This window comes from Flammeovirga pectinis (assembly GCF_003970675.1).
In the GTDB taxonomy this organism is placed as follows: domain Bacteria; phylum Bacteroidota; class Bacteroidia; order Cytophagales; family Flammeovirgaceae; genus Flammeovirga; species Flammeovirga pectinis.
Genome location: NZ_CP034562.1, coordinates 894976 through 910481, shown reverse-complemented (window position 1 = coordinate 910481; position 15506 = coordinate 894976). Strand labels below are relative to the sequence as shown.

The following is a 15506-nucleotide window of genomic DNA, read 5'->3' as shown; positions in this document are numbered from 1 at the left end:
AATGCCAAATTGTATAAAAAAGTAACAAACTGATTGTAAATTGGCATCACAAAAATTGGAGAGATATAAGAGAAGATGGATTATTTAGAAGGATTAAACCCACCTCAGCGTGAAGCTGTAGTAAATATGGAAGGCCCTATGATGATTATTGCAGGTGCCGGCTCTGGAAAAACAAGAGTTTTAACGTATAAAATTGCTCACCTGATAGCAAATGGTATCGAACCGTTTAATATTTTGTCGCTTACATTTACAAATAAGGCTTCTAGAGAAATGAAGGAGCGTATTGTTGATGTTGTTGGTGATGAAGCAAAAAACCTTTGGATGGGTACTTTTCACTCTGTTTTTGCTAAAATTTTACGCTTTGAAGCTGATAAATTAGGCTACCAATCCAATTTTACAATTTATGATTCAGAAGATGCTAAATCTGTAATCAAAGGTGTGGTTAAAGATTACAAGTTAGACGATAAACTATACAAGCCAAATGTGGTTTTAAGTAGAATATCATCAGCAAAAAATAATCTTATCTCTTGGCGTTCTTATGAGGCAAATAACGATATGCGTCTTGAAGATGAAGCACAAGGGCGTCCTAAAATATTTGAAATCTATAAAGAATATGCAATTCGCTGTTTTAGAGCTAATGCTATGGATTTTGATGATCTCCTTTTTAATACAAATGTACTTTTCCATCAGCACCTTGATGTATTAAATAAATATCAGCACAAGTTTAAATTTGTGATGATTGACGAGTTTCAAGATACCAACATCTCTCAATACTATATTACGCGTAAACTTGCTGCAAAAAATAGAAATATTTGTGTTGTTGGTGATGATGCACAATCTATATATGCTTTTCGTGGTGCTAATATTCAGAATATTCTAAATTTTGAAAAAGATTACCCTGAATTAAAAGTAATTAAACTAGAGCAGAATTATCGTTCTACGCAGACTATTGTTGAAGCTGCCAACTCGGTAATTAAACACAATAAAAACCAACTCGAAAAAAGTACTTTTACCCAAAATGGAATTGGGGACAGAATAGAAGTTATACGTTCGGGATCTGATTTAGATGAGGCTAAAGCTGTTGCACAAAGTATTCAGACAGCAATAATGAGGGATCGTATCAATCCTCAAGATATTGCTATTTTATACCGTACCAACTCTCAGTCTAGAGCATTAGAAGAAGCCCTTGTTAAGCTTTCTATTAAAGCTCAAATATTTGGTGGACTATCTTTCTACCAAAGAAAAGAAATTAAGGATATGATTGCTTACTTAAAGTTTGTAACCAATCCTAAAGATGAAGAGGCCTTTAAACGTGTTATCAACTATCCTAAACGAGGGATTGGACCAACTACTGTCAATAATTTATTTGTTAAAGCGGCAGAAAACAAACTTGGAATCTGGGACGTTGTCTCTAATATAAGACGCTTCTTTGGTGGTAGAATTGCCACTCAAGTAGAAAACTTTGCCAACATGATCAAGGTTTTCCAAATGCAAACGGAACAAAAGAATGCCTTTGAAGTAGCTTCATTTATTGCGAAGGGTTCTGGTATTCTCCGAGAATTATACGAAGACAAATCACCTGAAGGAAAAAATAGGTACGATAACCTTCAAGAACTCCTTAATGGTATTCAAGGTTTTGCTGATGACCCGTCAAAAGAAGATAAAAAACTAGGAACCTATTTAGAAGAAATTTCATTAATTACATCTTCAGAAAAAGAAGATATGAGCGATGCAATTACCCTAATGACTATTCATATGTCTAAAGGTCTTGAGTTTGATTACTGTTACATTGTTGGTATGGAAGAGAATTTATTCCCTTCTCAAATGATGTTAGAAACAAGAGAAGATTTAGAAGAAGAAAGAAGGTTATTTTATGTTGCCATAACACGTGCTAAAATCAAAGTATTTTTAACGTACGCTTTACAACGTTATAGATTTGGTAAACAAATTTCTTGCGAACCAAGTAGATTTATTGATGAGATTGCTCCTCAATATATCAGCATGAAACGAAATTCTATTAGTGATGATCTTGGCCCGGGTAACACACCTGGATTCTCTAATTACCGTTCTTTACGTCAGGCGCCATCTAATTTTATTAAGAAAGCAGTAAAACCTAAAGATGACAGACCTTTTGTTCCCTCAAAGGCAGAAGATTTATCTGTTGGACATATTGTTAGGCACATGAAATTTGGAGATGGCAAAGTAGTTAAGATTTCTGAAGAAGGGCTTGATAAAAGAGCTGATATATCGTTCGAAGAAGTAGGCAAAAAAACATTAATATTAACTTTTGCAAAGTTGATGATCATAGAAGATTAATCCTCTTTAAACGAAAGATATATATTGTAATATTTATAAAAAGAGACGTTATATTTTTAACGTCTCTTTTTGTTAGTAACTTCACTAAAAAAGAGACATAACATACAATTGTAATATGAAAACATATTTACTAAGTATTATAACATACCTATTACTCGGTTCTGCTTGTTTTGCACAAGAAGACATTACCGCCCCTCCTTATTTTTTAGAATTTATGGAGAAGAACCCAAAGAAATTTCACTTAACTTATTATGATAATCTTGGAAGATTAATCAAATGGCAAGATAATGAGCTTTCCTCGATTGGTGGAATGGTTTATTGGCTTTACGCTTTAGAGTATGTGAGACAAATTGAGAATGGAAATTTCTCGCCTACAGAAAGAGTCCCTCTAAAAGACATTTCAAAGTTTGACGCTAGTAGTAATAAAATGTCAATTTGGTCCGACTATTTACATCAGACTAAAAGATTATTAAATAATAAGGTAAGAATGAGGGAAATTGTAAGTGGTTTACTCACATTTACAAACGATGCTAACGGAGATTATTTAATGTCTCGTTTAGGGGTAGACTCTTTAACATCTGCTGTTCAAACATTTAAAATGTATAATACAACGGCACTTTTTCCTATTTCTTCTGCTATTATTTACGCTCATAATCCTTTTCAAGAAAATGAAAATACTTTTATAAATAGAGTGAATAATGAGAATCTTAATGAATTTAGAGCACATACATTTTCTATGTACGATACTTTAATTAATGATCACTCAGGGTTGGTAAAGGAAAGTTTTAAATTTCGTTCTGATAAACATAAGAAATATGCCACTTTATTAACAGATAGACTACCAATGGGGATAGTATCTGATTATAATTTATTACTTCAGAAAATTAACGAAAGGACAATTTTTGAAGGTGATATGGCTACTGAATGGGAAAAAACTGTAGAAGCTCCATTAATGACTTCCAAAATAATTCAGGAGCATTATAAACATTGCGGTCGGTTAGTGTATTCTACTGTAAACTCGGTCTCAATTACCCTCTATGGAACATTTAAAGACGGCAGAAGAGTACAGATGTCTGCAACTTTCGAGAACCTTACTGAGACAGAACATATTGACCTTGCATTGTCAATTAATGATTTTGGGTTTTCTATGCTCGAAAACAAAGAGTACATGGAACAGGTTAAACGTAAAATCGATTTAATTGGTATGAAAGGAAAAAAACAATAGTAAAATGTCAATAATCTACGATACACTAATTATTGGAGGTGGACCTATTGGTTTAGCCTGTGGTATAGAAGCCAAGAAAAAAGGGTTATCACATATTATTCTTGAAAAAGGATGCCTTGTAAATTCTCTATTTAACTACCCTGTAAACATGACTTTTTTCTCCACGTCAGAGAAATTAGAAATTGGGGGTGCTCCTTTTGTTTCTAACAACCATAGACCTATCAGAAGAGAAGCATTAGAATATTATAGACGAGTACAAACAACTTGGAATCTTAATGTTCATCTTTTTGAAGAAGTTATTAATGTTCAAAAAAACATCAAAAACCAAGAGCTGTTTACAGTTACATCGTCTAAAGAAAGTTACCAAGCAAAAACTATTGTAGTGGCCACTGGCTTTTATGACATTCCTAACTTAATGGATATTCCTGGTGAAGAGCTACAAAAAGTAAAACATTATTACGACGATCCTCACCTTTATGCTTTTACAGATGTTACCGTTATTGGTGGAGCAAACTCTGCTATTGATGCTGCATTAGAAACCTACAGAAAAGGCGCAAACGTAACGCTTGTTATCAAAGATGCTGAAATAAATGATAGAGTAAAATATTGGGTAAAACCTGATATCGAAAATAGAATTAAAGAAGGAAGTATAAAATGCTATTTCCAAAGTTGTGTTACGGATATTACACCAAAAACTGTCACTATCAAATCTATTGAAAATGATGATAAGGTGGTTATACCGAACGATTTTGTTTTAGCGATGACGGGCTATCAACCCAACTTTGGTTTCTTATCTAAAATTGGTATTCAATTATCAGATGATACGCTTAAAAAGCCATTTTATAATGAAGATACACACGAGAGTAATGTAGAAAACCTTTACTTGGCTGGTGTGGTATGTGGAGGAATGAAAACAAACTCTTGGTTTATAGAAAACTCACGTGTTCATGCTGAAATGATTTATCAAAATATCGAAGAAAAATTAAATAATAAAACGAAAGTTTAGATGAGTAATATATTTATTTCTGGTACAAGTAGAGGGCTTGGCTATGGGTTTGCAGAATACTTTTTAAATAAAAATGACAATGTTTATGGAATTAGTCGTTCGTCTAATGACGTTTTAACTGCTTTCGATAAATTTCATTTTAACGAAGTTGACCTTACTCAGATTTCAGAAATTGAAAATAAGGTAACTGCTGCTCTTGAGGGAGTAACAGAAATACAATTAGTAGTACTTAATGCCGGTATACTTGGTACTATCAAAAGCATGGAAGATGCTTCTATTACAGAAATGAATAAGGTCTTAAACGTAAACCTTTGGGCTAATAAATTAATACTTGATGCAATTTTCAAGTTAGGAATTAAAGTAAACCAAGTTATTGCAATCTCTTCTGGAGCATCAATAAATGGCAACAAAGGTTGGTCTGGGTATTCTATTTCTAAAGCTGCATTAAACATGATGGTAAAGTTGTATGCTGTAGAACAAACTAAAACGCACTTTACTGCATTGGCACCTGGCTTAATAGATACTACCATGCAAGATTACCTTTGTAATGTTAGCAGTACAGAGTTTCCGAGTATAAGTAGGTTGAAAGATGCAAGGGACACAACAGCTATGCCTAAGCCTTTAGAAGCGGCTCAACATATTGCAGATCTGTTCCCTGCATTACTATTAATGCCTTCTGGAAGTTACCAAGACGTAAGAAAACTATAGACATAAAAAAAAGGCACGTAAAACATGCCTTCTTTTTCGCTATTTCTCATTGCTACTTTCTACTATGAGAGCGAAAAACGGGGTTCGAACCCGCGACCTCAACCTTGGCAAGGTTGCGCTCTACCAGCTGAGCTATTTTCGCTTATAAAACACATCTAAATCATTACATAACCTTGATGTCATTACAATAATACAAACTACATATTCGTAATTCTAGTATTTTCAATTGATGAATTGCTAACAAATTTAAATTCGAGTAAAAAAACAACTCAAAACCCTAAAAAACAATGTATTACAACCTTTTTTAAGGAATGTGAAAAATGTTTAATATTTGTAATAAATAGTAAATAGACGCAACTCATAACATTTACCATAAAAAGCGTTAAGTCATTTTTTAGAATGAATGAAAATTTATCAAAAAATTCCACAAAAATTTTCATATTTTTTTAAGTAATCAATGTTGTAAGAGTAAAATAATTACTTTTAAAATAAGATATGTTAAAAGCTAAATAAACTGTAAAACATTCGTTTTATTTGCAACAAGTTGATTTGTTAATCATTTACTTAAAAAAGGCTATCTCTTGCTATGAAAATCTAGATAAATATTTTTATTTAAAATCAACCTTTTTATAAAATAAAGGATCTTGTATCAAGAGGAATTAGTTGTAATTTAGAAGCCGAGAAAAGAAATCAACTATATCTATAGATATAAAAAATATAATATGACAAGAAGACGACTCATTACCATCATTACACTTATGTGTATTGCAATGTTTGGTTTAGCATCACTCCAATACTATTGGATTAAAGAAGCTATAACAGAACGGAAGGGACATTTTGAGCAAGAAATTGGAGAAACACTTACTAATGTTGTAAAACGATTAGAACAACAAGAGGTACTCCAAGTAACAAAAAGATTTCTTGATGATATTTCTGTCACCAATAGTAATGTGGCTGTTCACTACGATTCTGCCAAACAACAGGCGTATTGGACTAGTAAACAAAACATTAATATTAGTCAGACCATAAGTTCTGATAAATTGGCAAAGCAAGGTATTGCCTATAAAGTGCAAGAGAAGGCTGAAATCAAAAAGTCTGGAACAGCAACAAAAACAGTTTTATCAGATATAGAAGGATCAAAATATGGTATTAATGATTCTACAAATTCGGGTTCAACTTTAGTTAGTAACATTACGAACGACTCTACTGCTAGAAAGCGTTTGGACATTGCTATGGACCTTATCATGAAAAAAACCGACCTTGTTAATCAAGTGGTTTCTGAAATGATTATGGCAGAAAACACAATGCTACAGGATCGTGTTAACTTTGAAATGCTAGATTCCTTATTGATACAAGAAATGGAAAGTAAGGGCATCAAAACAAATTATGAATTTGCTGTTGTCCAGAAAGAAGGTGATAGAGAGACAGTTATTATGAGTAGTAATGTCGAAAAAAATGCGGAAATAATTAAGAGTAATTACCATATTACACTATTTCCAAAAGATCTTTTTGATAATTCTAACACATTATACCTCCAAATTCCACAAGAAAATAAGTTCTTAATCAGTAAAATGAGGTTTGTCTTATTTTCGTCTTTAGGATTTATTTTGTTAACACTTCTTACTTTCATCTTTGCTGCCCGAACAATTATTGAACAGAAACGTATTTCAGAGATAACGAATGACTTCATAAGTAATATGACGCATGAGTTAAAAACCCCTATATCTACTGTGGCATTAGCTACGGAGGCACTACTGGATCCAGATATTCAGAAAATGCCAAGTATAACGGGTCGTTATTTAGGTATTATAAAAGATGAAAATCAACGCCTTAGTCGTCAGGTAGAAAGAGTATTACAAATTGCTAGAATTGAAAGAGGTGATCTAAAGCTTCGTAAGTCTGAAGTTAATATGCATAAGATTATGCAAAACGCTTTTGACAACACATTGATTAAGATCGAAGACCGTGGAGGTAAACTTTCTTTCAATTGGGCAGCAGGTGATACAATTGTTAAAGGAGATGAGTTACATTTGTCTAATATTATTTTTAACTTGTTAGATAATGCAAATAAGTATTCTCCAGATACACCAAAAATTGATCTTTCAGCAGTCTGTAAAAAAGATATGCTAGAAATTAGGATCAAGGATGAAGGTCAAGGAATACCTAAAGAACATATTAGTAAGATTTTTGATAAATTTTACAGAGTGCCTACAGGAAATGTACACAATGTAAAAGGTTTTGGTTTAGGCCTTAGCTATGTTAAAAATATTGTAGAGGCTCACGACGGCACTATTAAGTGTAAGAGTGAACTCGAAAAAGGAAGTGAATTTATTATACAACTACCAATATCTCAAGATGGACAAAACTAGAATTTTACTTGCGGAAGACGATCCTAATTTAGGAATGTTACTTACAGAGTATTTAGAAGTTAAAAACTTTGATGTTACTCGCGCACAAGACGGAGAGGAAGCATTAAGAGCATATCAAGATGGAGATCATGACTTATGTATTTTTGATGTAATGATGCCTAAAATGGATGGGTATACATTAGCTGAAAGAATTCGTAAATCTGATGTGGATATTCCAATTTTCTTCTTGACTGCAAAGTCTATGAAAGAAGATACTTTAAGAGGTTTTGAAGTTGGAGCAGATGATTACATTACTAAGCCTTTCTCTATGGAGGAGCTTTTAGCACGTATTACATCTATTTTAAGAAGAACTAAGAGTAAAACAGATTCAAAAGAAAAACAAACGATTTTCGAAGTCGGTAAATTTACTTTTGATTTCAATGCTCAAATGCTACGTTATAATGATGATGGTTCGGAACAACGTTTAACGTCTAAAGAATCTGCATTATTACGTTTATTAGCTATTCATAAGAACGAAATTATGGATAGATCTTTAGCCTTAAAGAAAATATGGTTAGACGATAACTACTTCAACTCAAGAAGTATGGACGTTTATATCACAAAACTTAGAAAGTTCTTAAAACCTGATGATAATTTACGTATTGTAAATGTTCACGGTCAAGGATTTAAGTTAGTGGAACTAGGAACAGAATAAGTTCTATCCTTAGTAAAACAGCTATCAAAAAGCCATTTCTTAACTGAAATGGCTTTTTTTTGTTTCGTACTTTTTTATATAAAATAGTGTTAAATACAGCGTTTATTCAAACAAATGTGACCCGTTTCACATTTGGTGAATAGATACTTTCTTAAAATTGCAGTAGATTAAAAGAAACACTACATAAACCTAGAAAGAATAATACATTATGAAAAAGTTACTCACATTACTATTAGTCACAATTAGTTGTCAATTTATATACGCTCAAAATATGGAAAATCAACTTCCCTCTTGGAATAAACTTACAGACTTTGAAAAACATGTAATTGTAGATAAAGGAACAGAAAGACCTGGTACCGGAATATATAATGCACATTTTGAAGAAGGAACATATACATGTAAACGTTGCGATAGCCCATTATATACCTCTGGCGATAAGTTTGATGGACATTGTGGGTGGCCTAGCTTTGACGATGAAATAGAAGGTGCAGTTAAAAGAAAAACAGATAAAGATGGTAGAAGAACAGAAATTCTTTGTGCCAACTGTGACGCTCACTTAGGTCATGTTTTTGAAGGAGAACATCTTACGGATAAGAATGTAAGACATTGTGTAAACTCTGTATCATTAAACTTTGAACCTGTAATTGTTGCAGAAGAAAATGTTGCCATTTTTGCAGGAGGCTGTTTTTGGGGAGTAGAATATTACTTTGCAGAATTACCGGGTGTAACAAAAACAGAAGTTGGATATACTGGTGGTAAAAAGAACAACCCTTCTTACAGAGAAGTGTGTTATACAGATACAGGACATGCAGAAGCATTACAAGTTACATATGACCCATCTAAAGTAACTTACGAAGAATTAGCAAAATTATTCTTCGAAATTCACGATCCTACTCAAGTAGATAGACAAGGTCCTGATGTTGGTACACAATACAGATCTGAAGTATTTTATACCAACAATAATCAAAAGGAAATTGCGGAGAAATTAATTGCTGAATTAGAAGATAATGGATATAAAGTAGCTACTAAAGTTACAGAAGCTTCTACTTTTTGGGATGCAGAAGAGTATCACCAAATGTATTACTTCAAAAAAGACAAAACCCCATATTGTCATATCAAAACAAAGCGATTCGAATAAATTAGAATCCTATTTGCAAAAACAAAGGTTGTAATAAATAATTTTATTGCAACCTTTTTTATATTCACTAAAAAAAAGATATGATGCACTTAATTATTAATTGTGGCAGTAGTAAAACAGTTCATATTAGTGAGTTATTAACAAGCTTACAATTGGCAAATAAAACTATTGAACTTAAAAACCTAACCGCAAAGGATTATCAGAATATTGATAAGATTATTATTAGCGGTGCCCCAATCTTACTTTCAAAAGTAGACAATGCTAGCTATATCAAAAAACTTGCATTTTTACTTGATTTAAATATCCCTGTATTGGGCATTTGTTTTGGACATCAAATGCTGGGGATTTTAGAAGGTGGAAAAGTAACCTTAACAACAGAAGCTCGTGAAAAAGAGGTGATACATCAGCTTAAACCAAACGACAAGATATTTACTAATATCCCACAGAACAGTGAGTTCGAGGAAGATCATTGCGAAAGTGTTTCGTTACCCAATACGTTTGAGCTACTGGCAAATTCTCGTTCTTGCAACAATGAAGTAATGAAACATAAAACCCGTTTATGGTATGGGGTTCAATTCCACCCTGAAGTTACCGATGTAGTTGGAAAACTTTTAATTGAAAATTGGTTAAATCTTTGCTATTAACTGTGCTAGTAAATTATTTATACTAACACAATTACATATTGCAAACATATTTGTCCTTCTTAATCAAAATTATGCTCTTTATAAACATATTGAGCATATCTACATTCGTACATGCAGATCAGGTAGAAAACTCTAGAGTTGAGCAAGTATACAATATGCCCGATAACGAGGATAAAGTAAACATACTAGCCTCAATGGCTATTATTGAGACAGAAAGAAACCCTTCTAAGCATACTCCTCCATTTAAATTAATAAATGATGCTATTAAGGTAGCAAAAAGGATAAATAACAAAACAGCACTTACTAATGCTTTAAATACAAAAGCAATCATTTTTAGAAAATTCTCTACTTTCGATCAAGCTATTGATTACCATTTACAAGCAATTAAAATTGCAGAAAAATCGTTAGACGAAACGGAAAAAGTAGATCTTTTAATGGATTTAGGCTGTACATATAGAGTAAGTTTAAATTATCAAAAAGCAAAAGATTGTTTTAATAAAGCAAAAACACTAGCTCACGATTTACAGCTTTATGAAAGAGAAAGTATCTGTATACTTAACAATGCCTATTTATATATTTCAATTAACGAACAAAAAGAGGCATTAACTTATTTCAATGAAGCCATTAAACTTTCGGAAGACAAAAAAATTACGGATTCTTATATTTTAAGTACGCTTGGCAAAGGAATTTCTTATACGATAGAGAAACCTAATTTTAAAGCATCAAAAAAATATTTTATTTCTACCATTACTTCTTCTAAAAAGAAAAAAAGAACGTTTTACGAAGGAGTGGCTAAAATCTATTTAGGTAGAACATATCTACGTTCTAACAACTTAAGTAGAGCTTATAATTATTTTGTAGAAGCAGTTGCTATACTTTCTCCGTTAAAAAACTCTTACCATATTCTAGAAAGTTATAAGAGTTTAGATGATGTGCTAAATTTTAGAGATTTTTATGCCGAGGCAATATCTTATAAAAACTCATTAAAATATTATAGAGGAGAATTATCACAAAGTCAGTACAACGCTGCTGTAAAAGAAGAACTTGAATTATTTGGTAATCCTGATAAAGAAGAGCTTGATCATTTAAGAAATGCACTTTCTGAACTTAAAATGCATTATTCTTTCTTAGATAGTATAAACACTCTTGATGAAGAAGAAGCTGCTTTTTTACTTAAAAATTATCTTGATAACCAAAAAAAGAAACTGAATAATTTAGAAAGTGATCGTTCTTATTTAAGTCATTTATTGAAAGAAACTGAAAAGTCTGCCAAACAAAAAATTGAGCTATTAGAACAAAAGAATTTACTCCAAAGAACACTTATTTCTAAACAATATTGGATTGGTATTGCACTAATTCTGATAGTAGTTTTTATAAGTTCTATGGGTATTATGCAGTTTAGAGTTGCCAAGCAGAAGAAAAAAACTAATTTAACTTTACAGGCTCAGAATTTAAAAATTTCTGATCAAAATATTGAAATCCAAACTACAGCAGATCAATTGCATGAAACGCTTGTAAAACTTCAATACCAAAATAAAAAGACCGAGGAGAGTATTCAAGCAGGTTGGAAAATTCAGAATGCAATGCTCCCGACAACATCTGAATTTGAAGATGTTTTTTCTGATTACTTTGTCTACTATCAACCTAGAGATATTGTATCTGGAGATTTTTATTGGGTAGGAAGAAAAGAAGATGGACACATTATTGTTGCCGCATTAGACTGTACAGGACATGGTATTCCTGGTGCTTTTATGTCTATGATGGGAAATGCTCTCATTCATCAGGTTGTGCAAGTAGAAGGCGAAATAGACCCTAGTATTATCTTACAGAAAATTGATAATTATATATCAAAAGCTTTGCATCAAGGAAAAAATACAGACTCTAGGGAGGGTATGGATGTTTCTATTTGTGTCATTAATCCTAGTAAAACTCATTTAGAATTTTCTGGAGCTAAGAATCCACTACTTATTATTAATCATCAAGAGCCCACTTTTTACAAGGGAACAAATAGGCATGTTGGAGGAAATAGATCTTCTAAAAAAACGGCTATCACCTTTGACAAAAGTAGGATTGAAATTAGACCAAGTGATCGTTTTTATATTTACTCTGATGGATATCAAGATCAATTTGGAGGCCCAGAGAATAAAAAATTTATGAGAAAGCAACTTATTGAAAAGCTTTGTCAGACTTCTAATTTATCTATGGGTGAACAAAAAGAAGTAATGCAAACTACTTTCTTAAAATGGAAAGGAGAACAAAAACAACTTGATGATTTATTATTAATTGGTTTTAAATGCTAATAGAAATTAGACTTTTTTAATAATAGTTTTTCATAAATAAAGTATTTAAACACATTATACAAGTGCTTTAAACCTTTTTATAGTTATTGGGCTTGGGTTAATTTATTACATTAATAATGTTAACCATAAAGTTACTACTATGAAAAAGTATTTTTCTTCTCTATTTCTACTGTTCCTATTTATTTCGTCTACTTTATTGGCTCAAAATGACAATAAAGATCAGATAAAACTTTATAAAGAGCTATATACTGGAATGTCTGGTACTGAGGTAAACACCTACCTTACAACTACTTTACAAACCAAACGTGAAGTAAATGGCGATTATAAAATACTATTCTTAAATGAAGAAGCTTTTTTACTTCCTATATATGAAAATGATCAATTAAAAAAAGTTCAGATCATCTTTAAAAATGAAGATATAGAAGCTATTAAAGTAAGCTTAAAACACATAGAAAAGGCATTTTCTAAAATAGGTGGTTGGAAAGAAATTAAAACAGATAAGTATGTTTGGCTTTTTGCGAAAACCCTAGACAAGAAAATTCAGAATAAAAACGAGATTGCTGTTTATTCATTGGGAATTTACCACGACGAAATAGGACATAGATGGCATGCTATTTTACATGTAGCACCTCGTTTAGAAGATAATTTCAAAATCACAGATGAAGAATTACAGACTAAAAAATCTTTAATTTCTTCTGATCTTTAATAAAAGTATTTCATCGATTCACATCAGTAAGGCTGCTTCATTTTATGGAGTAGCCTTAGTTGCGTTATAGCACTTTATTATTACTACAAATCAACGGCTTAAGTATATAAGTAAATACTTAAAAACATGAGTACGCTACCTAAAAGAACAAACAAGTGCCATATAGCATGATTATATTTTAGTTTCTCCCATACAAAAAAGATCACACCAAAAGAATAGGCTATACCTCCAGCAATTAAAAACCAAAAACCGGTCGCCAATTCTGTATGTAATTCACTCATTTTAAAAACAGCTACCCAACCCATTGCTAAATAGGCAACATTTGATAGCCACTCGTACTTTATCTTAAAAAACAACTTGTAGGTTATTCCCAAGAATGCAATTGTCCAAACAACAATACCTAACCACATGCCCCCTTTATCCTCTAAAGCTAAAAAGGCAAAGGGTGTATAAGTACCCGCAATTAAAAAGAAAATACCGCTATGATCTATTTTTTGAAGAATACTCTTTACTCGCTTATCAGCAATTAAATGATACATCGTTGAGGATAAATATAAACTTATCATACTTATGCCAAAGATGGTATACACTATATATTCTAAAGTTGAATTCGCTTTTATTAAAAGTAAAATCAAGCCTATAGTACTTAGCACTACTCCAATACCATGGGTAATTGTATTCCAAACCTCTTCCCTATCTTTAGTAGATATAATATACATATTCTTGATAGAATTTAATTAAGTGAATAAACATTCAAATATAGAACAACTACATGCTAGTTTTGGTGACAGCAATTCCGTTAAAAATCAATAAAACAAAAAAAGAGGCTATCCCGAAGAATAACCTCTCTTAATATCTATATTAATGTATTTGATTAACCACCGAAGTCGTCAAATAATACATTTTCTTTCGGAACACCGAAATCATCAGTCATCTTAATTACCGCTGCGTTCATCATAGGAGGTCCACAGAAATAGAATTCGATTTCCTCTGGTTCTTCGTGCTTACCTAAGTAATTATCGATAAGTGCTTGGTGAACAAATCCAGTGAAACCATCACCTTCTCTGTCTTCCATGCTCGTTTTATTCGTCCAATTATCTTCTGGCATTGGCTCAGAAAGAACTTTATAAAAACGGAAGTTAGGGAATTCGTCCTCAATTTTTTGGAAGTCTTCTTCGTAGAATAATTCACGACGAGAACGTCCACCATACCAGAACTGAACTTTACGATCAGTTTTTAAAGTATGGAATAAGTGGAATAAATGAGATCTCATTGGAGCCATACCAGCACCACCACCTACATAAATCATTTCAGCACCAGTATCTTTGATGAAGAATTCACCATAAGGTCCTGAAATTGTAACTTTATCACCTAATTTACGAGAGAATACGTAAGAAGAACAGATACCTGGATTTACATCCATCCAACCGTTTTTCGCTCTATCCCAAGGTGGACTAGCAATACGGATGTTCAACATCACGATATTTCCTTCTGCAGGGTGGTTAGCCATTGAGTAAGCACGGAAAATTTCTTCGTCATTCACCATCTTAAGATCCCAAAGACCAAATTTATCCCAATCAGGTTGGAATTCATCTGCCTTTTTACCCATACGAGGGTGAGCAGTAATATCCATATCCTTAAAGTTCACTGTTATTTCAGGAACATCAATTTGAATATAACCACCGGCTTCAAAATCAAGTATCTCACCTTCTGGAAGTTGAACTACGAATTCTTTAATGAAAGTTGCAACGTTATAGTTAGATATAACTTCACATTCCCATTTTTTGATTCCGAAGATTTCTTCTGGTATTTCTACTTCCATGTCTTGTTTTACTTTAACTTGACATGCAAGGCGGACGTTTTCGTGTTGTTCGGCACGGCTAAGGTGACCTACTTCGGTAGGGAGAACATCTCCACCACCATCTGTTACGCGACATTTACACATCGCACAAGTACCACCACCACCACAAGCAGACGGCAAAAATATTTTTTGCGCTGAAAGTGTAGTTAAAAGTGTAGAACCCGCTGCCACAACAACTGGGTTTGACTCATCACCGTTTAAAACGATTTTTACGTCACCACTTTGCACTAACTTCATCTGTGCGAATAGGAGTACTAAAACCAAGAACAGCATTAAGACCGTAAAGGCCACAATCGCTGCTGGTACTACTACTGATAATTCCATAATAAAATTTGGAAAGATAAGTTTAAAATTTTTCCTTTAAAATCAACTGCAAATATAAAAGGCATCTTCCCTTTTCAAAAGGAAAATGCCTTTAAATAATTTAAAATTTATGTATTAAATCAAGTATTATCATTTTTATAATGCTTCTAAATATAAAACTGTTGTCTGTTTACGTTTATAAACACATAAATCAGCTTTTTTGTTTCATAAAAGCA

General features: G+C 32.4%; 12 protein-coding genes and 1 tRNA gene. 10 read left to right on the top strand and 3 right to left on the bottom strand.

Going from position 1 to position 15506, the window contains the following annotated elements; genetic code table 11:
* Window positions 1-75: 75 nt before the first annotated feature.
* From EI427_RS03795 to EI427_RS03780, 4 genes are all read left to right on the top strand, one after another.
* Window positions 76-2316 (top strand): ATP-dependent helicase, encoded by a 2241-nt coding sequence (locus EI427_RS03795; RefSeq protein WP_126611789.1) that lies wholly within the window; start codon window positions 76-78, stop codon window positions 2314-2316.
* Between the two features lie 115 nt (window positions 2317-2431).
* Window positions 2432-3541, top strand: coding sequence for a hypothetical protein (locus tag EI427_RS03790; RefSeq protein ID WP_126611787.1), 1110 nt, complete (start codon window positions 2432-2434; stop codon window positions 3539-3541).
* A gap of 4 nt (window positions 3542-3545) precedes the next feature.
* Entirely contained in the window at window positions 3546-4547 is a 1002-nt protein-coding gene (locus tag EI427_RS03785; protein ID WP_126611785.1) for a YpdA family putative bacillithiol disulfide reductase, read from the top strand.
* Window positions 4548-5255 carry an SDR family NAD(P)-dependent oxidoreductase gene (locus EI427_RS03780; protein WP_126611783.1) on the top strand — a complete coding sequence of 236 codons (708 nt, stop codon included), beginning with the start codon at window positions 4548-4550 and terminating at the stop codon, window positions 5253-5255.
* A gap of 69 nt (window positions 5256-5324) precedes the next feature.
* Here the strand turns inward: EI427_RS03780 and EI427_RS03775 are convergent.
* Window positions 5325-5397, bottom strand: a tRNA-Gly gene (locus EI427_RS03775).
* A gap of 580 nt (window positions 5398-5977) precedes the next feature.
* On the opposite strand from EI427_RS03775, the gene EI427_RS03770 reads away from it, so the two are divergent.
* From EI427_RS03770 to EI427_RS03745, 6 genes are all read left to right on the top strand, one after another.
* On the top strand, window positions 5978-7624 hold the full coding sequence (locus tag EI427_RS03770) for a sensor histidine kinase (protein WP_126611781.1): 1647 nt from the start codon (window positions 5978-5980) through the stop codon (window positions 7622-7624).
* Window positions 7611-8318, top strand: coding sequence for a response regulator transcription factor (locus EI427_RS03765; protein WP_126611779.1), 708 nt, complete (start codon window positions 7611-7613; stop codon window positions 8316-8318). The genes EI427_RS03770 and EI427_RS03765 overlap by 14 nt, the downstream gene beginning before the upstream one ends.
* A gap of 271 nt (window positions 8319-8589) precedes the next feature.
* Window positions 8590-9456, top strand: a complete 867-nt coding sequence (locus tag EI427_RS03760; RefSeq protein ID WP_205727896.1) for a bifunctional methionine sulfoxide reductase B/A protein — start codon at window positions 8590-8592, stop codon at window positions 9454-9456.
* Between the two features lie 80 nt (window positions 9457-9536).
* The gene (locus tag EI427_RS03755) at window positions 9537-10100 is read left to right on the top strand and encodes a glutamine amidotransferase-related protein (protein ID WP_126611775.1); all 564 of its coding nucleotides are present in this window, start codon (window positions 9537-9539) and stop codon (window positions 10098-10100) included.
* A 71-nt stretch (window positions 10101-10171) separates the two neighbouring features.
* Window positions 10172-12400 carry a SpoIIE family protein phosphatase gene (locus EI427_RS03750; protein WP_126611773.1) on the top strand — a complete coding sequence of 743 codons (2229 nt, stop codon included), beginning with the start codon at window positions 10172-10174 and terminating at the stop codon, window positions 12398-12400.
* Window positions 12401-12539: 139 nt separating this feature from the next.
* Window positions 12540-13106: a hypothetical protein gene (locus EI427_RS03745; protein WP_126611771.1), complete on the top strand. Its 567-nt coding sequence runs from the start codon at window positions 12540-12542 to the stop codon at window positions 13104-13106.
* A gap of 98 nt (window positions 13107-13204) precedes the next feature.
* Here the strand turns inward: EI427_RS03745 and trhA are convergent, their stop codons facing one another.
* Both trhA and nqrF read right to left on the bottom strand, forming a co-directional pair.
* On the bottom strand, window positions 13205-13825 hold the full coding sequence (gene trhA, locus EI427_RS03740; protein WP_126611769.1) for a PAQR family membrane homeostasis protein TrhA: 621 nt from the start codon (window positions 13823-13825) through the stop codon (window positions 13205-13207).
* 155 nt (window positions 13826-13980) lie between these two features.
* Entirely contained in the window at window positions 13981-15291 is a 1311-nt protein-coding gene (gene nqrF / locus EI427_RS03735) for an NADH:ubiquinone reductase (Na(+)-transporting) subunit F (protein WP_126611767.1), read from the bottom strand.
* Window positions 15292-15506: the final 215 nt, after the last annotated feature.

Bases quoted from the DNA above. Each gene is read 5' to 3' on its own strand.
- EI427_RS03795 (WP_126611789.1), top strand. From the start codon at position 76: ATGGATTATTTAGAAGGATTAAACCCACCTCAGCGTGAAGCTGTAGTA.
- EI427_RS03790 (WP_126611787.1), top strand. From the start codon at position 2,432: ATGAAAACATATTTACTAAGTATTATAACATACCTATTACTCGGTTCT.
- EI427_RS03785 (WP_126611785.1), top strand. From the start codon at position 3,546: ATGTCAATAATCTACGATACACTAATTATTGGAGGTGGACCTATTGGT.
- EI427_RS03780 (WP_126611783.1), top strand. From the start codon at position 4,548: ATGAGTAATATATTTATTTCTGGTACAAGTAGAGGGCTTGGCTATGGG.
- EI427_RS03770 (WP_126611781.1), top strand. From the start codon at position 5,978: ATGACAAGAAGACGACTCATTACCATCATTACACTTATGTGTATTGCA.
- EI427_RS03765 (WP_126611779.1), top strand. From the start codon at position 7,611: ATGGACAAAACTAGAATTTTACTTGCGGAAGACGATCCTAATTTAGGA.
- EI427_RS03760 (WP_205727896.1), top strand. From the start codon at position 8,590: ATGGAAAATCAACTTCCCTCTTGGAATAAACTTACAGACTTTGAAAAA.
- EI427_RS03755 (WP_126611775.1), top strand. From the start codon at position 9,537: ATGATGCACTTAATTATTAATTGTGGCAGTAGTAAAACAGTTCATATT.
- EI427_RS03750 (WP_126611773.1), top strand. From the start codon at position 10,172: ATGCTCTTTATAAACATATTGAGCATATCTACATTCGTACATGCAGAT.
- EI427_RS03745 (WP_126611771.1), top strand. From the start codon at position 12,540: ATGAAAAAGTATTTTTCTTCTCTATTTCTACTGTTCCTATTTATTTCG.
- trhA (WP_126611769.1), bottom strand. From the start codon at position 13,825: ATGTATATTATATCTACTAAAGATAGGGAAGAGGTTTGGAATACAATT.
- nqrF (WP_126611767.1), bottom strand. From the start codon at position 15,291: ATGGAATTATCAGTAGTAGTACCAGCAGCGATTGTGGCCTTTACGGTC.